This window comes from Amaricoccus solimangrovi (assembly GCF_006385685.1).
GTDB lineage: Bacteria > Pseudomonadota > Alphaproteobacteria > Rhodobacterales > Rhodobacteraceae > Amaricoccus > Amaricoccus solimangrovi.
The window spans coordinates 1-20792 of record NZ_VFRP01000001.1 but is presented as its reverse complement, the minus strand read 5'-3'; the positions used below and the strand labels follow the sequence as shown (position 1 = coordinate 20792).

Genomic DNA, 20792 nt, shown 5'->3' with positions numbered 1-20792 from the left:
CTCAGCCCGCGTCCGCGGTCAGGCCGGCGGCCTCGATCGCGCGGACCGCGCAGGCCTCGTCGTTGTCGGAGGTGTCGCCGGTGATCCCGACGGCGCCGATGATCCGGCCGTCGCGTTTCACGAGGACGCCGCCCGGCACCGGCACGAGGGCGCCGCCGGCGAGCGCGTTCATCGACTGGATGAAATAGGGCTGCTCCTTCGCCCGCTCGAAGAGCGCGCGCGAACCGAGGCCGAGGGCGATCGCGCCCCGCGCCTTGCCCTGCGCGATCTCGGGCCGCAGCAGGCTGGTTCCGTCCTGGCGGAGCAGCGCCTTCAGATGGCCCGACGCGTCGAGCACCGCGACGGTGAGCGGCTTGAGGTTCATCTCGCCCGCGAACCGCAGGCAGTCCTCCGCGATGCCGCGCGCCTCGGCAAGGGTCAGATCCATGAGAGATTTCCTTCCATTATCGCATTTCGGAATTTCCACCGGGCCGGACCCGGCGGCCGACCATCCGGCTCCGGTCCGGGCTTGTCCAGCGCCGGCGGCCGACGACTCAGTTGACGGCTTCACTACTCATTATGTATTCATAATTCAAAATCACGTCCAAAGAGACGAGGGAGGAATGCGAATGCTCCGACCGGCGATCCGCCGTCGCGCGGCGCCGCCACGGGATGCCGGCGTTGCCCGGTCCGCCCGGCGGCGCCTCGATCCCTCCCCCCAGATCCAGGTCTCTCCCGCGACGACGCGGGACAAGGACCCGGCCCGCGCCGGATGACCGGCCGCGCCCGCGCGGCGGCCGGCCTCACCCAATCAAGAAGACAGGGAGGAATCATGAATATCCGGAAACTTCTGACGGCGGCGGTCGTCGCCACGCTGGGCCTCGCCCCCGCCGCGATGGCCCAGACCGAGATCAAGTTCGGCCATGTCGGCGAGCCGGGCTCGCTCATGGATCTCAGCGCCACCGAATTCGCCAAGCGCGCGAACGAGAAGCTCGGCGACAAGGCCAGGGTGGTCGTCTACGGGTCGAGCCAGCTCGGCAACGACAAGGCGATGATGCAGAAGCTGAAGCTCGGCACGATCGACCTCAGCCTGCCCTCGACGATCATGTCCTCGACCGTGCCGATCTTCGGCCTCTTCGAGATGCCCTATCTCATCCACGACCGCGAGCACATGGCGCGCGTCCGCGACGAGGTGGTGATGCCGGAAATGGCGCCCCAGGCCGAGGCCGCCGGCTACAGGATCGTCGCGGTCTGGGAGAACGGCTTCCGCCAGATCACCAACAACGCCCGCCCGATCACGAAGCCCGAGGATCTGAAGGGCATCAAGCTCCGCGTGCCGGCGGGCGAATGGCGGATGAAGATGTTCGAATCCTACGGCGCGAGCCCGAGCCCGCTCGCGCTCTCCGAGGTCTTCGTCGCGCTCCAGACCGGCGTGATGGACGGGCAGGAAAACCCCTATGCCCAGATCTATCCCTCGCGCTTCTACGAGGTGCAGAAGTATCTCTCGGTCTCGAACCACGTCTACACGCCGGCCTATGTCACCGCCGGCCGCTCCTGGTCCAAGTTCGACCCGGAGGTCCAGGCCGCGCTCCGGGAGACGGCGGTCGAGATGCAGGACGTGGTCTATGACATCGCCGCCCGGCTCGACACCGAGCTGCACCAGAAGCTGATCGACGCGGGAATGGTGGAGAACGAGGTCGACACCGCCGCCTTCATCGAGGCGAGCAAGCCGATCTACGCGGAATTCTCGAAATCGGTCGATGGCGGCGGCGCGCTGATCGAGAAGGTCCAGGGCCTTGTCACCCAGTGATCTTCAGATCGCGGAGACCCGCGCGCCCAGGCGCGCGGGCTTCCCCTTCCCATCCGGTCCGGAGGCCCGCATGTCGACGCACAAGCTCCTGAAGACCTGGCTCGAGCGGCTGCTGGAAGTCTCGACGGCGCTGATCGTCGCCGCGATGACGCTCCTGATCGTGCTCGGCACCGTCTACCGCTACATCGGCAGCCCGCTCGGCTGGTACGACGAGATCGCCTCGATCGGCCTCGTCTGGATGACCTATTTCGGAAGCGCGCTCGCGGCGCTCAAGGGGGCGCATATCGGCTTTCCCGGCCTCGTCAACGCGATGCCGCCGCGGATCCGCGTGCCCGCGACGCTCTTCGCGGAGGCCTGCGTCTTCTTCTTCTTCGGCCTGCTCGGCTGGGCCGGCTGGCAGGTGCTCGTCATCCTCGAGGGCATGACGCTGGTCTCGCTGCCGAATGTCTCGGTCCAGCTCACCCAGTCCATCATCCCGATCGGCGCGGCGCTCTTCATCATCGCCGAGGCGCTCCGGCTGCCGGAGGTGCTCGAGGCCGCGCGGGGCGAGGGTTTCGTCGACCACGAGATCCGCGAGGCGCTGGGCGATGTCTCGAACACGCCGCTCGAGACCGACGACGCGAGCATGCCCTCGGCCACCCACCGCCACCCGCGCCAGCACAGCCTCGGAGACGCCTGATGGCCATCGGATACATGCTCTTCGGGATGTTCGGCCTCGCGCTGCTGAACGTGCCGATCGCCGTCGCGCTCGGCCTCGTCGCCATCGCCGCGATCGTGCTCGTCCAGGGCGCGGACATGCTCCCGAACCTCGCGCTGACGATGTTCGAGGGCGCGTCGAGCTTCCCGCTCCTCGCGATCCCGCTCTTCGTGCTCGCGGGCTCGATCATGAACGCCTCCTCGATCTCGCGCCGGCTGATCGCGCTCGCCTCGGCGCTGGTCGGCTTCGTTCGGGGCGGGCTCTCCTTCGTGGTGATCGGCGCCTCGATGTTCTTCGCGGAGATCTCGGGCTCGGCGGTCGCGGGCGTCGCGGCGCTCGGCTCGATCCTGGTGCCGGCGATGCGCAGGAAGGGCTATTCCAAGGAATTCGCCGCCGCGATCTGCTCCTCGGCCTCGAGCCTCGCGATCATCCTGCCGCCCTCGATCCCGATGATCCTCTACGCGGTCATGGCGCAGCAGTCGGTGGTGAAGATGTTCGTCGCGGGCTTCGGCCCCGGCATCGTCGGCGCGATCTGCCTCGCGGTCGCGGCCTATGTCCAGGCGCGGCGGTACAACTTCCCGGTCGAGGAGCGTTTCCGGCTCTCGAACGTCTGGCTGCGCCTGAAGGAAGCCGGCTGGGCGCTGATGCTGCCCGTCATCATCCTCGGCGGCATCTTCGGCGGCATCGTCACCGCGACCGAGGGCGCGGGGCTCGCGGTGGTCGCGGCGCTCTTCATCTCGGGCGTGATCTACCGCGAATTCGACGTCCGCGCGCTCTACAAGGCGCTGATCGACAGCGGCACGCAGACGGCGGTGGTGATGCTCCTCGTCGCCTCCTCCTACCTGATCGGCGGCTTCCTGACCGAGGCGCAGGTGCCCCAGCAGCTCGCCCATGCCATCAGCGGGATCACGGACAACAAGTACCTGATCCTCCTGATGCTCAACATCGCCTTCCTGATCCTCGGCATGTTCCTGCATTCGGCGGCGGCGATCATCCTCGTGGTGCCGATCGTGATGCCGATGGTCCTCGCCGCCGGGATCGACCCGGTGCATTTCGGCCTCGTCGTGACGCTGAACCTCGCGATCGGCCAGCAGACGCCGCCCGTCGCCTCGGTGCTGATCGCGGCCTGCTCGATCGCGAAGTCCGACATCTGGGAGACGACGAAGGTGAACCTGCCGTTCATCGCCGCGCTCTTCGCGCTCCTGATGATCTGCACCTACCTGCCGGGCATCTCGCTCGCGCTCGTGAACCTCATCTACTGACGCCGGAGCCCGCGGGGCCGCCTCCCGCGGGCTTCCCACAGGACCAGCAGGAGAGATACCGATGGCCCAGCCAGAACCGCGCCTTCCGCTCGAAGGCATCCGGGTGCTCGACGTCAGCCAGGTGATGGCGGGCCCCTTCGCCTGCATGCTGCTCGGCGACCTCGGCGCCGACGTCATCAAGGTCGAGCCGCCGAGCGGCGACCAGACCCGCGGCGCGATGGGCTTCAGGCTCAAGGGCGAGGACAGCCTCGGCTTCCTCAACATGAACCGCAACAAGCGCTCCATCGCGCTCGACCTCAAGACCGAGGAGGGGCGCGCCACCTATCTCGACCTCGCCCGCACGGCGGATGTGATCGTCGAGAACTACCGGCCCGGCGTGATGGCCCGGCTCGGCATCGACTACGCCAGGGTCGCGGAGGTCAATCCGAGCATCATCTACGCGAGCATCTCCGGCTTCGGCCAGACCGGCCCCTGGGCCGCGCGCCCCGGTTTCGACCTGATGGCGCAGGCGGCGGCGGGCGTCATGTCGATCACCGGCGACCCCGACGGGCCGCCGGCGAAATCGGGCGTGCCGGTCGCGGATATCGGCTGCTCGCTCTTCACCGTCTACGCGGTGCTGAGCGCCTATATCGGCCGCCAGAAATCCGGCCAGGGCCAGTATATCGACGCCTCGCTCTACGAGGCCGGGCTCTCCTTCGCGGTCTGGGACATCTGCGACTTCTGGGGCACCGGCCGGATCCCGGAGCGGATCGGAACCGCGAACCGGATGGCCGCCCCCTATCAGGCGGTGCGCGCGAAGGACGGGCATTTCGTCCTCGGCGCGAACAACGACCGCCTCTGGGCCCGGCTCTGCGAGGTGATCGGCCGGCCCGACCTCCTCGCCCATCCCGACTACGCGACCAACGCGCTCCGCATGGCGCACCGGCCCGCCCTGATCGCGGAACTCGAGACGACGCTCGTCGAGCGGACGCGGGAGGAATGGGTCGCGGCGCTGCTCGCGGCCGGGATCCCCGCCGGGCCGATCCTCGACTATTCCGAGGCGCTCGCGAACCCGCATGCCGAGGCGCGCGACATGGTGATGCCGATCGAGCATCCCGTGGAGGGGAGCGTCAACAACATCGGCTTTCCGGTCAAGCTGCGCGGCACGCCGCAGCGGGTCCGCCGCCACCCGCCGCTCCTCGACGAGCATCGCGCCGAGATCCTCTCGGAACTTGGGAGCCGGGTGCGGGACGTCGCCAATGGCTGAGGGCGATTTCAACGAGGGCGACATCGGGCTCGTGGTCGCGGACCAGGTGGCGCGCGTCACCTTCGACCGCCCGGCGGCGCGCAACGCGATGACCTTCCAGATGTACGAGCGGCTCGGCGAGATCTGCGCGACGCTGGAGGCGCGCGCGGATCTGCGCGCCGTCGTCTTTCGCGGCGCGGGCGGCGCCTTCGTCGCGGGAACCGACATCTCCGAATTCACCGCCTTCCGGACCGGCGCGGACGGGGTCGCCTACGAGGAGCGGATCAACGCGGCGATCGCGCGGATCGAGGCGCTGCCCGCGCCGACGCTCGCCGTCGTCGACGGGGCGGCGGTCGGCGGCGGCCTCGTCATCGCCGCCGCCTGCGACCTGCGGATCGCGACGCCGAAGGCCCGGTTCGGCGTGCCGATCGCGCGCACCGTCGGGAACTGCCTGTCGGCGGCCAATGTCGCCCGCCTCGTCCGCGCCTTCGGCGAGGGGCCGGCGAAGACGATGTTGCTGCTCTCGCGCATGATCGACGGCGAGGCGGCGCACCGGCTCGGCTTCGCCCTCGCCTGCGTGCCGCCGGAGGAACTGGAGGCCGAGGCGGACCGGATCGTCGGCACGCTCCGCGAGGCCGCGCCGCTCACGCTCGCGGCCAGCCGCGAGACCTTCCGCCGCCTCGCCGCGGCCGCGCCCCCGGACGCCGAGACCGTCGCGCGGGTCTACGGCAGCGCCGATTTCCGCGAGGGCGTCGCGGCCTTCCTCCACAAGCGGCGGCCGGTCTGGCGCGGCGCCTAGCTTCCGGGATAGGCCCAGGGCGCCTGCGAGAAGAGCCCGCCATCGATCCAGAGCGTCTGGCCGCTCACGAACTCCGCCGCCGGGGAGAGAAGCCAGACCACCGCCCCGGCCACGTCGCGGGGCGTTCCGATCCGGCGCAGCGGCGTCAGCCCCGCCCAGGCGGCGCCGTAATCCGCCGCCTCGGCCCTCGTGCGCTCGGTCTCGATCGCGCCGGGCGCCACGCAATTGACCCGGATCCCGCGCGGCCCGAGTTCGAGCGCCGCCGATTTCGTGAAGAGCTCGACGCCGCCCTTCGACGCCGTGTAGGAGACGAGCCCGGGAAAGGCGAGCTTGTTGCAGCCCGAGCCGATGTTGACGATCGCGCCCCCCTGCCCGGCCGCGACCAGCCGCCGGGCGAAGCGCGCCGTCATGTAGAAGGCGCCGGAGAGATTGACCCGGATCACCCGGTCCCAGTCGGCATCCGCGAGATCGAGGAGTCCCGCCCAGACCTGGATGCCCGCGTTGTTGACGAGCATCTCCGCCGGGCGGCCGAATTCGGCCTCGACCAGCGCGAAGACCCGGTCCGCCTCGGCGGGCTCGCCGATATCGGCGCGGATCGCGAGGCACCCGGCCCCGGCCGCCCGCGCGAGTTCGCGCACCGCCGCCGCCGCCGCCTCGGGATCCATGTGGCAGAAGGCGACGTCGTGCCCCGCCCGCGCGAGAGCGAGCACGAGTTCCCGTCCGATCCCGATGCCGCCGCCCGTCACCAGCGCCAGCCGCCTCGCCTCCCGCGTCATCGCATTCCTCCCGATCGCCGGTGTTTTATCCTTAATACCGTTCAAGGGGTTGCGGCGAAGAGGAAAAAGCCGGAGCATCCTCGCGCGCGGGCCGTCGTCGAACGGTCATCTCACCGCGTTATCCGGCGAGAGACCGGAGTTGAAACTTAGGGAGACTACCATGACCCGAGGCCCGATCCTCACCGCCGCGCTCCTGATCGGCACGGCGGCCGCCATCCCCGCCGAGGCCAAGACCGACATCAGCTGGTGGCACGCGATGACCGGCGCGAACGCCGAGGTCGTCACCAAGATCGCGAACGACTTCAATGCCTCGCAGGAGGATTACGAGGTGGTTCCCGTCTTCAAGGGCACCTATCCCGAGACGCTCAACGCGGGCATCGCCGCCTTCCGCGCGAAACAGGCGCCCGACATCATGCAGGTGTTCGACGTCGGCACGGGCGTGATGATGGCGGCCGAGGGGGCGATCAAGCCGGTCGCGGACGTGCTCGACGACGCCGGGATGACCTTCGACAAGAGCCAGTACCTGCCGGGGATCGTCGCCTACTACTCGAAGCCCGACGGCACGATGCTGAGCTTCCCCTACAATTCCTCCTCGCCGATCCTCTATTACAACAAGGACATCTTCGAGAAGGCCGGGCTCGACGTGAACGCGCCGCCCAAGACCTGGACCGAGGTCTGGGACATGGCGAGGAAGATCAAGGCGTCGGGCGCCGCGCCCTGTGGTTACACCTCGACATGGCTCACCTGGATCCATCTCGAGAATTTCGCCGCCTGGAACGACGTACCCTATGCGACGAACGAGAACGGCCTCGCGGGTTCCGAGGCGGAACTCGAGATCAACGCGCCGATCTACGTGAACCATTTCCAGGCGCTGGCCGATCTCGCCAAGGACGGCACCTTCAAGTACGGCGGCCGCACCTCGGAGGCGAAGCAGATCTTCCTCGCCGGCGAATGCGGGATCTTCACCGAGAGCTCGGGGGGCCTCGGCGATATCGTGAAGTCGGGGATGAACTACGGCATCGGCCAGCTGCCCTATGACAGCGACGCGGAGGGCGCGCCCCAGAACACGATCCCCGGCGGCGCGAGCCTCTGGGTCTTCGGCGGCAAGTCGGACGAGACCTACAAGGGCGTCGCCGCCTTCTTCGACTATCTCTCGCAGACCGATGTCCAGGAATACCTCCACCAGACCTCCGGCTACCTGCCGGTGACGATGGCGGCCTACGAGGCGACGAAGGAATCGGGCTTCTACGAGAAGAACCCGGGCCGCGAGACGCCGATCCTGCAGATGATGGGCAAGGAGCCGACCGCGAATTCCAAGGGCGTGCGCCTCGTCAACCTGCCGCAGATCCGCGACATCGAGAACGAGGAATTCGAGAAGATGCTCGCCGGGCAGCAGACCGCGCAGCAGGCGCTCGACAACGCCGTGGAACGGGGCAACGCCGCGATCCAGTCCGCGTTGGGTCAGTAAGCCACGAGGGCGAACTCCCTCCGACCCCGCGCCGCCGGCTCCCCGGCGGCGCGGCCAAGCCGACGGACATGCGATGAACCGCGCGACCTTCCCGCACAGGCTCCTGCCCTATCTGCTCGTGGCACCTCAGCTCGCGATCAGCCTCGTCTTCTTCTACTGGCCCGCCGCGCAGGCGCTCCGCCAATCGACGCAGCGCGAGGATCCGTTCGGGCTCGCGACGCAATTCGTCGGCCTCGCCAATTTCCGCGCCGTGCTCTCCGATCCGGCCTGGCTCAATGCGCTGCGGGTCACGGTGGTCTTCTCCGCCTGGACCGCGTTCCTCTCGATGGCGATCGCGCTCCTGCTCGCGACGCAGGCGGAGAAGCTCATCCGGGGCAAGGACGTCTACCGCACGCTGCTGATCTGGCCCTACGCGGTGGCGACGGCGATCGCGGGGATGCTCTGGCTCTTCCTCTTCAACCCGTCCTTCGGCACGCTGGCCTGGCCCCTCAGGCAGATCGGGATCCGCTGGGATCCGCTGCTGAACGGGACCCAGGCGATGGGGCTCGTGATCGCGGCGGCGGCCTGGAAGCAGATCAGCTACAATTTCCTCTTCTTCGTCGCGGGATTGCAGGCGATCCCGAAGTCGCTGCTCGAAGCCGCGGCGATCGACGGCGCGGGCGGCGCGCGGCGGTTCTGGACCATCACCTTCCCGCTGCTGGCGCCGACGACCTTCTTCCTCCTGGTCGTCAACACCGTCTACGCGCTCTTCGACACCTTCGGCATCATCCACGCGGTGACCGGCGGCGGCCCGGGCAGGGCGACCGAGACGCTGGTCTACAAGGTCTACAACGACGGCTTCGTGAACCTCCAGCTCGGCTCCTCGGCCGCGCAGTCGGTGATCCTGATGGCGATCGTGATCGCGCTGACCGCGATCCAGTTCCGCTACATCGAGCGGAGGGTGCATTATGGCTGAGGGCATGGTCGGCGCCAGCCGCTCGGGCCAGTGGGTCGCGCATTTCCTGCTGGTGATCGGCGTGATCGTGGTGGCCTTCCCGATCTACTACGTGACGATCGCCTCCACCCATCCGATCCAGACCATCCTGCGCCCGCCGCTGCCGCTCCTGCCCGGCGACGCGGGTCTCGCGAACTACGCCGAGGCGATCGGCGGAGGCGTCGGCCGGATCGGCGGCGTGGGCGTCGGGCGGCTTCTCTGGAACACCACGCTGGTCGCGGTATCGGTCGCGGTCGGCAAGATCGTGATCTCGATCGCCTCGGCCTATGCGATCGTCTTCTTCCGCTTCCCGCTCCGGATGGTGTTCTTCTGGCTCATCTTCATCACGCTGATGCTCCCCGTGGAGGTCCGCATCCTGCCGACCTACAAGGTCATGGTCGACCTGCGCCTCATCGACACCTACGCGGGCCTGATCCTGCCGCTGATCGCCTCGGCCACCGCCACGCTCCTGTTCCGGCAGTTCTTCATGACGATCCCGAACGAACTGCTGGAGGCCGCGCGGGTCGATGGCGCGGGGCCCTGGCGCTTCTTCCGCGACATCCTGCTGCCGCTCTCGGCCACCAACATCGCCGCGCTCTTCGTCATCACCTTCATCTACGGTTGGACGCAGTACCTCTGGCCGCTGCTCGTCACCAATTCCAATTCGATGAACACGATCATCATCGCGCTGCGCAAGATGATCTCCTTCGCCGACGCGGACACGCCCTGGAACCTCGTGATGGTCACCTGCGTCTTCGCGATCCTGCCGCCGATCCTCGTGGTCGTGCTGATGCAACGCTGGTTCGTGAAGGGCCTCGTGGAGACCGAGAAGTAATGGCCACCGTCGCGCTCAGGGACGTCCGCAAGTCCTATGGAACCAACGCCGTCATCCATGGCGTCTCGATCGAAATCGCGGATGGCGAGTTCATCGTGATCGTCGGCCCCTCCGGCTGCGGCAAGTCGACGCTGCTCCGCATGGTCGCGGGGCTCGAGCCGATCACCTCGGGCACGATCGAGATCGGCGGGCGGGTCGTGAACGATCTGGAACCCCGCGCGCGTGACATCGCGATGGTGTTCCAGAACTACGCGCTCTATCCGCACATGTCGGTCTTCGACAACATGGCCTACGGGCTCCGGATCGGCGGGATACGCGGCGCGGAACTGCGCGCGCGCGTCGAGCAGACGGCGGCGATGCTGGAACTCACGCCCTACCTCGACCGCAAGCCGCGCCAGCTCTCGGGCGGGCAGCGGCAGCGGGTGGCGATGGGCCGGGCGCTGGTGCGCGGCCCCGCCGCCTTCCTGCTCGACGAGCCGCTCTCGAACCTCGACGCGAAGCTCCGGGTGGGCATGCGGCTCCGGATCAAGGACCTGCAACGCTCGGTCGGCACCACAGCCCTCTATGTGACGCACGATCAGGTCGAGGCGATGACCCTCGCCGACCGGCTGATCGTGATGAACGGAGGCGTCGCAGAACAGATCGACACGCCGATGCGGATCTATCTCGAGCCCGCGACCACTTTCGTCGCGGGCTTCATCGGCTCGCCCGCGATGAACATCCTTCCCGCGCAAGGCACGGAACAGGGCGTCCTGCTCGGCGCCGTTCCGCTCGCGCTCGGCCGCCCCGCGCCGGGGCGCGACGTGCTCCTCGGCATCCGGCCCGAGGATCTCACCGTCGCGCCGGAGGGAGAGGGCCTGCCGCTCACGATCCGCGCGGTCGAGCTTCTCGGCGCCGACGCCTACGCCCATGGCGAGATCGCCGGAGGCGGCGAGATGGTCGTGCGGGTTCCGGGCAAGAAGGCGCTCTCCCCGGGCGCGCGGGTCGGCGTCCTCCCCGCCCCCGGCCTCGCCCATTTCTTCGATCCCGCGACCGGCCGGCGGCTGCCCTGACGACCGCGGCGCCCTTCTGGACACGGCCGCCGCGATGGCCGAGAAAGATGCAATGCCAGGCCCCCCGGCGCGGTACTCCCCGCGACTCAGAGCGGGGCCGGCGCCTGCGAGGCAGCAGTCGAGGAAGACGATGAGCATCACCCCCGCGCCGGCCAGCTTCGGAGAGACACAGGGCGCGGCGCTTCCGGAGCCGCGAGCGGACGAGCCGGCGGAGGCCGCCGCCGAACTTGTCGCCTACCATGACGATCTCGCCCGGGCCGAGGCGATGGAGCGGGAGCAGCGCCGCCGCGACGCCGAGGTGATCGCGCTGCGCCTCCATATCGCCGACGTCGAGAACCGGCACACGCAACTCCTGCGCTCGACAAGCTGGAAGCTCGGCGCGCGGCTGAGGCGGCTCCTTCCCGCGGGCGGAAAGGCGGAGACGGCCGAGGCGTTCAGCCCCAGGTTCCGCCGCTACCGCGCGCCGGGCCATGTGGCGAGCCGCGCGCCGGGGCGGGTCGACCGGCTGCTGGCGGCGGCCCGCGCCGGCTTCCCGGAGGCGGCGCTGGCCGATCTCACGCGGCTTCGCGACAACTGGAAGGCCTCGGAGGAGGTGCGCGGCCTTTGCGAGCGCGCCATGGTGCTGATCGAGGGTGAATCGGCGGATCCGGCGGTGCGCGGCGCCGCGCTGGCCCGCCTGGGCGCGCTCCGCCACTGGGGCGGCGGCGCGAGGGACGGGGCGGAGATCGCCTTCCTCGAGCGCGCCATCTCCGCGACCCTGCCCGGGATCGAGGCCTCCGCGCCGGACCGGTTCGCGATCAATGACTGGCTCAGCCCCGACCTGATGTTGCTCGGCCCGCCGGGGACGCGAGCGCCGGCGGAGCGGGTCGCCGCGATCTCGCGCGCGATGACCATTCTCGCGGGCGTCGATCTGAGGCTCGCCGATCCAGCCGGGACGGCCCGGCTTGACAATCTCGCCGCCGATCTTCCGGCCGGAAGCGCCGGCGGCGCGCGCGTGAGCGTGATCGTGGTCGCGGAGCGGGCCGCGACGCTCGCGACCGCGCTCCGGTCACTCCGGCTCCAGAGCTGGGGAGCGCTGGAGATCCTCGTGGTCGACGACGCGACCACCGACGCGACCGCCGCGATTCTCGCGGAAGCGGCGGCGGCCGACGCGCGCGTGATCCCGATCCGCGCCGAGGCGCCGCTCGGCCTCTACGCCGCGCGCAACCTGGCGCTCTCGCGCGCGACCGGCGCGCTCGTCGCCTGTCTCGACGCGGCCGCCTGGGCGCATCCGGCCTGGATCGAGCGGCAAGCCCGCGCCCTGCTCTCCTCGAAGGGGACGATCGCGCTACGCGGCGCGCGGCTCCGGGCGACCGGGGATCTGCGCTTCTCGCGCCCGCCCTTCGCGACGACGCTGACGGAACCCGACCCGGCCGGCCTCGTCTTCCGCCGCGAAGCGGTACTGGAGCGCGCGGGCTTCTGGGATGCCGTTGCGCTCGGCGGCGACGAGGAATTTCTCGCGCGGCTGACCGCGATCTTCGGGGCGAAGGCCATCGCGACGCGGGAGGCGCCGCTGACGATCGCCCGGATCGACGGGACCCTCCCGGCCGTGACGCCCGACCGGGGCGCCGGCCGGGCCTATGCGCGGCGCTTCGCCGCGTATCACGCGGCGCTCCCGAAGGACGAGGATCCCGCCGCCGCGCGGGTCGCATGGCCGCCGGCGGGCCCCCGGCCCTTCGCCGCCCCGGCGCTGATCCTGACCGGACGTCCGGCCCGCGGCCGGCACTACGACACGATCCTGATCTCGGATTTCCGCGACGCCGCGGCCGCGAGCGAGGAGGAACTGCTGACCCAGGTCCGGGCGGGCCGGAGAACCGCCGTGATCCAGGCGGATCGCTACGGCGCCCCCGACCAGGGCATGAACGCCGATATCCAGGCGCTGATCGACGCCGGGCGGATCGACGAACTGACCGAGGGCGACCGTGCCACGGCGGATCTGGTGGTGATCGGCTCGCCCGAGATCTTCCGCGAGCCCCGGCGACACCTGCCCGAAATCACCGCCGGCGGCGTGCGCGTCGTGGTCGACGATGCACGGCGCCGGCGGGCGGACGAGCCGCCGCCCACCGACATCGAGGCCGCGCGCCGGAACATCGCGGACTGGCTCGGCCAGCTGGGCGACCGGGTTCCGGCCGCCGCCTTCGGAGACTAGCCGATGCCCGCCCATCCCCAAGCCCCCGCGGCGCTCGAACGCGCGCTGCTCGCGGAACGGCTCGCCGCGCTCGAGGAGGCCGAGCGCGTCACCGAGGCCGAGATTGCCGAGCTGCGCGCCTATGGCCGGCGGCTCGAGACGCATCACGCCGCCGCGCGGGAGAGCCTCGGCTGGCGCGTCACCGAACCGATGCGCCGGGTGGTCCAGCTCATGCGCCGCCGCGCCCCGGTCCGCTTCGAACCCCGGCTCGCGGCCGGGCAGCTCGATGGCGGGGAGCAGACGCGACGCGAGGAAGCCCGCCGTGCGATCCATCACCTCTGGCGCGGCCTGTCGACCACCGCCGCGCCGGAACTCGAACGGATCGCCGCCGATCCGGCCCATGCCTGGACCGACCGCCACGACGCGCTGACCGAACTCTCCGCCTGGTACGCCTTCGCGGGCGAATGGTCGCGGGCCCTCGCCGCCTGCCGCGCCCTGGAGGGCCTGCCGAGGCAGCGCGACATCGCGGACCGGCTCATGCGCGAGGGGTTCATCCTTGAGGCGATGGGCGACCGCGAGGGCGCGCGCCGCGTCTTCGCGGCGCTGGCCGAGGAATCCGGGGACGTCGACGCCCAGCTGGCGCGCGCCAACTATGAGGCGGACGACGAGGCACGGCTCGCCGCCGTGAACGCGGTCCTCTCCCGCGCGGGGCTCACGCCGCTCCTCCGCCGCGATCCGGGGCGGCTGCTCGGCTTCGACAACCTGACCTCGGAAGCGCCACCCGCGAATTCCGACGCGGGACGGGTGAGCGTCATCCTGCCCTGCCACAACGCCGAGGCCACCATGGAGGTCGCCCTGCGTTCGCTGATGGAGCAGAGCTACCGCGACCTGGAGATTCTCGTCGTCGACGATTGCTCGACCGACGGCACCGTGGCCCGCGCCGAGACCCTCGCGGCGGAGGATCCGCGTATCCGCGTGATCCGCCAGAACGCGAACGCCGGCGCCTGTGCCGCGCGCAATCGCGGCCTCGCGGTGGCGAGCGGCGCCTTCGTGACCACGCACGACGCCGACGTCTGGTCACATCCCCGGAAGATCGAACAGCAGGTCGAGACCCTGACGAGAAAGTCGAAGACACGGCTCGCCGGGGTCAGCTGCCACGGAGTCCGCTCCCGGCCCGACCTGCGCGTCACGCCGAACTGGCGGCTCGACCGGCGGATCCTGTTCCCGAGCCATTCCTCCTTCCTCTTCCGGCGGGAACTCGCGCATGAACTCGGCCCCTGGGATCCGGTCCGGGTGGGCGCGGATAGCGATTTCATCGACCGGGTGCGCGCCGCGAAGGGAGAGAAGGCGGTCGCCACGATCCCGCCGCGCGCGCCTCTCGCCTTCGTGCTCGACGCCGAGACCTCGCTGGCCCGGACCGGGGCCACGCATCCGCGGAGCCTGCGCCACGGCCTGCGCCAGATCCATCTCGCGATCGCCCGCGCCGATCGCGACAGACCGGGCGGGCCGGCGCTCTCCGACTGGCGCTGGCGCCACGCCGCGCTGCCGCCGGAGGCGCTGGGATGGACCGACGGTCCGGTTGCGCTCGATTTCCTGCTGGCGGGAGACTGTACCGATCCCGCGATTCTCGCGCGGATGCGGGCGGAGGTCGCGGAGCATCCGAGGGCGGAAATCGGGATCTTCCACTGGCCGGCCTTCTCGGCCCCGCCGCGCGATCTGCCGAACGCCTACGCGATGCTGATCGCGGGCGACGGGATCCGGGCGGTCCCGCCGGGGGCGGAAGTCCGGCTCGCCGCGCGCTTCGCGACTCTGTTCGGCACGGAACATCTTCCCGTCGACGGGGCGTTCCAGCTGGTCGCGTGACCGGCGGGCACTTGTGCTCTCCGAGGCCAGGACGTGGGGACACCGCCCCGCCGGGTCGTCATTCCTCCCAGGCGGCGCGCAGGAGCGCCTCCGCGAAGGCCTCCTCCTCGCTCCGGGGCGGCCGCGCCGCGCCGAGGGCGGCGCGCTCGGGCCGCGGGTCCGCCTTCGTCGGCCAGGCGCGGCGACGGCGCGCCTCCGCGCCGAGGCGGTTTTCCTCAGGTTCTCGCATGCGGTTCTCTCCTGAACCCGAAGCATCTGGTCGGCGAGGGATACCGCCGCCAGGTCGCGATACGATGACAGCGGCCGGAGGCCTCGTCACGATCGCGTGCGCGGCGCGGTCGGCGCGGGCATGGAACCGGAGCGACGAATCGCATCTGCGGTCCGCCCGGTTCCTTCCGGCGTATCGGCCTCCGGGGGGATCGCGTTCGCACGCGCGGGAACAATCCTGTTGATCGAATCGGCCCCGGTGCCTTTAACTGAGGGCACCCCCCCTTTCATGGAATTCGCGGACCTCGATTTGGGGATGAATCCGGATGTTTGGAAATACACGGCTGTTCCGCTGTGGATACTGCGGCCATCACATGCGGCTCGGCGCCGAATCCTGCGGCGCGTGCTATACGACGTCGCCCTTCTGGAACCGCGCGGGCTTCTGGCTCGTCTGCGCGGCGACCGCGACGGCCCTGGTCGCGCTTCCGCTCCTGCTCCTTTAGCCGCCTCGTCGGCCGCCGAAATTCTCGCGCCGATGGTGTGGAAACGAAGCCTTCGCGCTCGCAGCGGCGAAGGGCGGGTCAGGTCGGCTCCCACCCAAGGGGGGCCGGACCCGTCCCTGGCACGCGGCATCCTCGGACACCGAGGCGATCTCCGCCGGTCAGCGGCGCCCCGGCGAACGCATTCGCATCCGCCATGTAATTCCTGCTTACAGATGGCTTGACGGAGGCGAGCCTGTGAGACAGACCTTGCACGTTACAGGCCTTGCCAGATCGAGGTTTCGGCCCGGCCCGCCACCCGGATCGTCGGGTTCAGGCCAGCCCGCGGGGAGAGCCACCGGGTCTGGGACCGTTGTCGGCGAGAGCGGGTCGGCCATACCGGCCCATCGGGCCTGTTTCGTCCAGCCCGGGAAGTGCTGGTCACCCTGCTCCGCGATGGCGACAAATCGTCCCGGAAGCGCGACACGGAAAAGGCCGGGAAGCTGGCCGAGGAGGTCTGATGCGACGTCTCGAACCCCTTTACCCCGCCCCCTGTGTCGACACGCCCCAGGCGGAGGCGATCCTTCTCTCCGACGCTTTCGAGAGCGGGGAGGCGGCCCGTCCCGCCCACGCCCTCGGGATCGTCGCCCGCGCGCGCGGGCTTGCCCCGATCGCCCGGGCCGCCGGCATCGGCCGCCCGACGCTCTCTACCGCGATCGACGGGACCAGCGCCCCCAAGTTCAGTGCGCGCCTCGCGCTCACCAGGGCGCTCGACATCAAGGTCGGCGTCGAACCAAAGAGCCGGGAGGTCGCCGTGTAGGCGCCCGCGCAAGAGGCCGGAGCATGGCCATCCCGCCCGCCCAGGTATCACCCGTGCTGAAGCTGCTCGCGCTTCTCGAGGAAATCATCGCCGAGCGGCTGGCGGGCGCCGAGGGGATCGTGTCGATGGATGAGCTTCTCGAGGTGCGCCACTGGCTGATGGAGATCCTCGAGGACGAGGGACGCTAGCGGAGGCGCGCGTCTCACCAGCGCCCCAGGGAAGGGTTGGCGACCCCTCCAGAGGCGCAATTGTATCGCAAAGTGCGTTCCTTGACCAGGAAACCTGGTCCAATACCCGTGCCTGCGATTTAAGTGAGTTATCGCTTTGGCTGTAACCGGCGGAGCGTCGGCGCGCTCGGTAGGCTAAAGCAACTTGCGTCGCGCAAGGAAATGTCGGTGGTTCGCCAGGCCAGCTTCGGCTCTGCTTCTCTCTGGATGCGTAACGCCTGGTGTTCAAACTGACTTCCAGAATAGCACCGTTGTGGACCGCTCCGAGGACCAAGTCTGGGCAGATTTGGTTCAATACTTCGCAACTAGGAACATCCAGATCAAGACGATCGAGCGAGACAGCGGTGTCGTATATGCAGAGCAGGCTCGCTTCAGCCCCGAATTGGCGAGCTATGGCCGAAAATGGGTGATGGGGCCTGAGGAGGCGGCGTATCGTGGCGGGTGCTGAAGCCTGCCAGAACTTCCAGATGGAACGATACGCCTATGAAAGACGATACCACGATTGCCGCGCTTCGCCAGCCCGGAGCCATTCTTGATCCGCTGAGCGAGATCGCGCGCGAAGGAGCGCGCCAGATGCTTTGCGCCGCGCTCAGGGCGGAGGCGGCCAGCTTCGTCGCCCAATTTTCCGAGGAGCGGCTCGCCGATGGGCGCCAGCGTGTCGTTCACCATGGCGCGGGACCGGAGCGGACGATCCAGACCGGGATCGGCCCGATCCCGGTGCGGCGCCAGAAGGTGCGTGATCGCGCCAGGGAGGTGCCCGACGAGGAGAAGATCCGCTTCACCTCCAGCATCCTGCCTCGATGGGCGCGGCGCTCGCGCAGCCTCGATACGCTGCTGCCGGTTCTCTACCTGCGCGGCATCTCGACCGGGGATTTCCAGGGTGAGGCCCCGAGCGCCACGGGTTCGAGCGAGCGGGCCGAACCTGACCGCGCTGCTCGGGGCGGACGCGCCGAACCTGTCGCCGGGCGCGATCTCGCGCCTCACGGCGAGTTGGCAGGATGACTACGACCGTTGGCAACGTCGCGATCTCTCCGCGCGCCGCTACGTCGTTCGCCCACTCACTCGGACATATAGCGTTCATGGGCTCACCTGAGGCCGACGGCATCTACCTCCAGGCCCGGATGGAGCCGGTCGCCGACTGCATGCTGGTCGTTCTCGGGGCGACGCCGGAAGGCAAGAAGGAGTTGGTAGGCTTCCAGGTCGGGGTGCGTGAGAGCGCGCGAGACGCTGGCGCGAACTGCTGGTTGACCTCAAGGCGCGCGGGCTCGCGTCCGTCGCCTTCGAACCGTCCACCGGACGGTCCGATCGCTTGCGCGACCGGCTCGGACCGCCGGAACTGGCCGTGGGCGACGGCGCCTTGGGGTGAGGGCATGACTGCCACCGGTCCGAAGGAATGCCCGAACGGAAGGCCATGGACGAGGTCTTTCCCGGCACGCGTCACCAGCGCTGCTGGTTCCACAAGGCCTCGAACGTGCTCAACCACTTCCCGAAATCCATGCGGCCCGCCGTCACCGCGGACCTGCGCGAGATCTCCCATGCGGAGACCCGGGCGGCGGCGCTCGCGGCGCTCGAGACCTTCAAGGAGAAATACGACGCCAAATACGCGCGCGGTGTCGTCTGCCTGACCAAGGACACCGAGGCGCTGCTCGCTTTCTACGACTTCCCGGCCGAGCACTGGGAGCATCTGCGAACCTCGAACCCGATCGAGAGCGTGTTCCCGACCGTCCGGCATCGCACCGTCCGGACCAAGGGCGCGCTCTCGCAAAAGACCGCTCGGCTCATGGTGTTCACTCTGGTCCGCGCGGCTTCGAAGACCTGGCGCAAGCTGAACGGCCGCAACCAGTTGTCCCGCGTCATCGAAGGTGTCAAATTCACCGACGGCGTCGCCACGATCGATGCCGAAAGCCGCGCCGCCTGATCGAGCGCCATTACCCAGATTCAACCATAGCTCCTCCAGCTGCCCCAATAAGCAGTACAATGGCTCTTCCGCCAGTGCCCACCCAGACCGAAAAGCTGCCGGGCCACCGCGTTGCCGGCTACGGATGCCCCGGATTCGCGCCCCGGGTGCTTTACGCGGAGAGTCCCGACAAGCTCCCGAAGGCCTGCGAGCGGATGGAGCCTCTGTGAGCGGGGATGCGGTGCCACTCCGGATCGTGGCGCGCGGCGCGAAGCAGGACGGGTGACTTCAAGGCGGACCGTCATCGGCTCCGCGCCGTGATTCACGCGAGAGACCTACGTGATGATCTGGAAATCACCCGTCGTGATCTCGATTCCTCGGCCGAGCACTGCGAACTGGATCTGCGCGGCGTCGCCCGTCCCATCGGGATCGAAATAGAGCGCCCCGGTGGTCGAATCATGGATAACCCGGTCGGTCGAGTCGTGGGCTTCGGCGCCCCTGTAGAGAGCTTTCTTGTCGAGCTGCCCGAGATCGCCCTCATCGTCAAAGACATCCTGAGCGAGCTGGATCGTATCTTCCGCGTGGACGAAATCACTGATCTTGTCGAGATTGGCTTTCGAGAGCTTCGCATCGAACCGAAAGATGTCCGCGCCGTCCTTGCCGAGCAGGAAATCCGCGCCCCTGCCGCCGACGAGCGTATCGTTCCCCTCGTTTCCGTAGAGCCTGTCCTTGCCCGATCCCCCCTGAAGCGCGTCGTCGCCCTCGGCTCCGAACAAGCTGTCCCAACCGTTTCCACCTCGGAGAGTGTCATCCCCATCATATCCGCGAAGGCGGTCACGGCCACCGCCTCCCTCAAAGAGATCATCGCCGTGAAAGGCGTCGCTTATCACCCGGAGGTCATCTCGCGTGGAGAACGTCTGGGCCGCGTCCCGAATGTCCGTCGCGCCGATCTCGAGGCCGGTCGCCGTCGCGAGCATGCCGGAGAAGTAGGTCCGATACTGTGAAACTGTCCCGGCCGTGGGCTCGAGGTTATCGTTGTATCGGAAGCCGTGACCGCGAAATTCGTCATAGGCACCGTTGCCGTAAACGAGCTCATACCGGACCGACGTCGCGCGCACGTTCTCGGCGTAGTACAGACCGCTGAAGTCAATGGCGCTGATGTCGAACCCGACATCATCGGATTCGATGGTCAGAGTGGCCACAATGATTCCCCTACCAATTTTCTCCCCGGCGCTAATAATTCTCGGTAGTTCGCAACAAGCAAGACGAAATTGCATCACGGCGACCGGCCACTGACGCCCCGGCGCCAACCGACTCATTGACGCGCCTGCGAAGAAGCGGGTCAGATCCCGCAGCCAGCCGCCCGGGCACCTCTGCCGGATGCCTGGTCAGGCCCCCGGCGCGGGTTGAGCAGTCGCGCCGGGGGCCGGTTGCTAGCTCACGGCTCCGAAATCCACGGAGGGCATTGACCAGAGTTCGAGCTCGTCAAGCCGGCGGATGTCGTCCCGGGCGACGCCGGAGGTCACGTCCCATCGAAGGACGAAGGTCAGCGCCCCCGATGTTTCCGGCCGGAAGATGTGCATCCCCATAATACCAGTCGGTCAGCAGCCCGGCCCCGGCGCGGTGGAGATGTTCGTCGCCGAACTTGGCGGTGGCGCTCCTCGGTCACGAAATCCACAATCGAGTAATTGACACGTCGCACGAGTACATGGTACGAATTCTAGGCCTCTGCGGATATAAATCCATAAAGTGGCAATCATTATAAAATATAAGATCAAAAGGGAAGGGATTCACATGCCTACCGCCAGCATAGGTGTGCGTAGTTACAATGGACCCTTGATCGCTCCTGATCTGTTATCCGGCCAGAATACCTTGCTGCTTTCAACGTTCAGTGCGCAGACCACGGGAACCCTCGCCGACAACGAAGGCACACTGAGCAACGCTGACAGCGGAATCAGCACTTTCGACGGAAGTTCCCTGACCTATGTCGGCAGCGGCACGGTTCAGGCGGGAATTAGCGTCGCCGGCGTCATCGTTCCAACCGGTCCGGCGGTGGATGTTGTGGTGTTCGACGCGGGCGGGAAGACCTACTTCCATTTCCCCGACGGACCGCCAACGGCGCTCTCGGCGGTCGCGATGATCGTCACCATCGACAGCGACCCGTACGAGGTGTTCCCCAACCCCTATCTGGGCGACGCGGCCGTCAACACTTTTCACGGCGACAACTTCGCCAACATCATGACGGGCGAGGGCAAC

Annotated in this window: 19 protein-coding genes and 1 pseudogene; 16 read left to right on the top strand and 4 right to left on the bottom strand. The window is 68.7% G+C overall.

All coding sequences use genetic code 11. The features are described 5' to 3' along the window. Position 1: 1 nt before the first annotated feature. On the bottom strand, positions 2–427 hold the full coding sequence (locus FJM51_RS00085) for a GlcG/HbpS family heme-binding protein (protein ID WP_140452064.1): 426 nt from the start codon (positions 425–427) through the stop codon (positions 2–4). A 384-nt stretch (positions 428–811) separates the two neighbouring features. On the opposite strand from FJM51_RS00085, the gene FJM51_RS00080 reads away from it, so the two are divergent. The 5 genes from FJM51_RS00080 (at position 812) to FJM51_RS00060 (ending at position 5772) form a co-directional block, all read left to right on the top strand. After that, complete coding sequence (locus FJM51_RS00080) at positions 812–1789, top strand: TRAP transporter substrate-binding protein (protein ID WP_140452063.1); 978 nt, start codon at positions 812–814, stop codon at positions 1787–1789. A 70-nt stretch (positions 1790–1859) separates the two neighbouring features. Then, positions 1860–2468 (top strand): TRAP transporter small permease, encoded by a 609-nt coding sequence (locus FJM51_RS00075; protein WP_140452062.1) that lies wholly within the window; start codon positions 1860–1862, stop codon positions 2466–2468. Further along, positions 2468–3748: a TRAP transporter large permease gene (locus FJM51_RS00070; RefSeq protein WP_181164398.1), complete on the top strand. Its 1281-nt coding sequence runs from the start codon at positions 2468–2470 to the stop codon at positions 3746–3748. The genes FJM51_RS00075 and FJM51_RS00070 overlap by 1 nt, the downstream gene beginning before the upstream one ends. A 61-nt stretch (positions 3749–3809) precedes the next feature. Next, the gene (locus FJM51_RS00065) at positions 3810–4994 is read left to right on the top strand and encodes a CaiB/BaiF CoA transferase family protein (RefSeq protein WP_140452061.1); all 1185 of its coding nucleotides are present in this window, start codon (positions 3810–3812) and stop codon (positions 4992–4994) included. After that, positions 4987–5772: an enoyl-CoA hydratase gene (locus tag FJM51_RS00060; protein ID WP_140452060.1), complete on the top strand. Its 786-nt coding sequence runs from the start codon at positions 4987–4989 to the stop codon at positions 5770–5772. The genes FJM51_RS00065 and FJM51_RS00060 overlap by 8 nt, the downstream gene beginning before the upstream one ends. Here FJM51_RS00060 and FJM51_RS00055 read toward each other — a convergent pair. After that, on the bottom strand, positions 5769–6548 hold the full coding sequence (locus FJM51_RS00055; RefSeq protein ID WP_140452059.1) for an SDR family NAD(P)-dependent oxidoreductase: 780 nt from the start codon (positions 6546–6548) through the stop codon (positions 5769–5771). The genes FJM51_RS00060 and FJM51_RS00055 overlap by 4 nt on opposite strands. Positions 6549–6708: 160 nt before the next feature. On the opposite strand from FJM51_RS00055, the gene ugpB reads away from it, so the two are divergent. The 6 genes from ugpB (at position 6709) to FJM51_RS00025 (ending at position 14906) form a co-directional block, all read left to right on the top strand. After that, positions 6709–8016, top strand: coding sequence for a sn-glycerol-3-phosphate ABC transporter substrate-binding protein UgpB (gene ugpB, locus FJM51_RS00050; protein WP_140452058.1), 1308 nt, complete (start codon positions 6709–6711; stop codon positions 8014–8016). A 73-nt stretch (positions 8017–8089) separates the two neighbouring features. Next, positions 8090–8971 carry a sn-glycerol-3-phosphate ABC transporter permease UgpA gene (gene ugpA, locus FJM51_RS00045; RefSeq protein WP_140452057.1) on the top strand — a complete coding sequence of 294 codons (882 nt, stop codon included), beginning with the start codon at positions 8090–8092 and terminating at the stop codon, positions 8969–8971. Then, on the top strand, positions 8964–9824 hold the full coding sequence (gene ugpE, locus FJM51_RS00040; protein ID WP_140452056.1) for a sn-glycerol-3-phosphate ABC transporter permease UgpE: 861 nt from the start codon (positions 8964–8966) through the stop codon (positions 9822–9824). The genes ugpA and ugpE overlap by 8 nt, the downstream gene beginning before the upstream one ends. After that, positions 9824–10876, top strand: a complete 1053-nt coding sequence (ugpC, locus tag FJM51_RS00035; RefSeq protein WP_140452055.1) for a sn-glycerol-3-phosphate ABC transporter ATP-binding protein UgpC — start codon at positions 9824–9826, stop codon at positions 10874–10876. Before ugpE ends, ugpC begins: the two co-directional genes overlap by 1 nt. Before the next feature lie 130 nt (positions 10877–11006). Continuing rightward, positions 11007–13064 (top strand): glycosyltransferase family A protein, encoded by a 2058-nt coding sequence (locus FJM51_RS00030; protein WP_140452054.1) that lies wholly within the window; start codon positions 11007–11009, stop codon positions 13062–13064. Positions 13065–13067: 3 nt separating this feature from the next. Next, positions 13068–14906: a glycosyltransferase family 2 protein gene (locus tag FJM51_RS00025; protein WP_140452053.1), complete on the top strand. Its 1839-nt coding sequence runs from the start codon at positions 13068–13070 to the stop codon at positions 14904–14906. 58 nt (positions 14907–14964) lie between these two features. Here FJM51_RS00025 and FJM51_RS23625 read toward each other — a convergent pair whose 3' ends face one another. Then, the gene (locus FJM51_RS23625; protein WP_181164397.1) at positions 14965–15135 is read right to left on the bottom strand and encodes a hypothetical protein; all 171 of its coding nucleotides are present in this window, start codon (positions 15133–15135) and stop codon (positions 14965–14967) included. A 304-nt stretch (positions 15136–15439) separates the two neighbouring features. Here FJM51_RS23625 and FJM51_RS23620 point away from each other — a divergent pair, with 304 nt between their 5' ends. From FJM51_RS23620 to FJM51_RS00015, 4 genes and pseudogenes are all read left to right on the top strand, one after another. Beyond that, positions 15440–15616 (top strand): hypothetical protein, encoded by a 177-nt coding sequence (locus FJM51_RS23620; protein ID WP_181164396.1) that lies wholly within the window; start codon positions 15440–15442, stop codon positions 15614–15616. 496 nt (positions 15617–16112) lie between these two features. After that, entirely contained in the window at positions 16113–16412 is a 300-nt protein-coding gene (locus tag FJM51_RS00020; protein WP_140452052.1) for an addiction module antidote protein, read from the top strand. 23 nt (positions 16413–16435) lie between these two features. Continuing rightward, the gene (locus tag FJM51_RS23615) at positions 16436–16600 is read left to right on the top strand and encodes a hypothetical protein (protein WP_181164395.1); all 165 of its coding nucleotides are present in this window, start codon (positions 16436–16438) and stop codon (positions 16598–16600) included. A 522-nt stretch (positions 16601–17122) separates the two neighbouring features. Then, a pseudogene (locus FJM51_RS00015) lies at positions 17123–18557 on the top strand (transposase). Between the two features lie 314 nt (positions 18558–18871). On the opposite strand, the gene FJM51_RS24780 reads toward FJM51_RS00015, so the two are convergent. After that, the gene (locus tag FJM51_RS24780) at positions 18872–19738 is read right to left on the bottom strand and encodes a calcium-binding protein (RefSeq protein ID WP_306419396.1); all 867 of its coding nucleotides are present in this window, start codon (positions 19736–19738) and stop codon (positions 18872–18874) included. A 592-nt stretch (positions 19739–20330) separates the two neighbouring features. Between FJM51_RS24780 and FJM51_RS00005 the strand changes: the two genes are divergently transcribed. Continuing rightward, positions 20331–20792 (top strand): hypothetical protein (locus FJM51_RS00005; protein WP_140452050.1); only part of this gene is annotated, 462 nt, incomplete at its 3' end.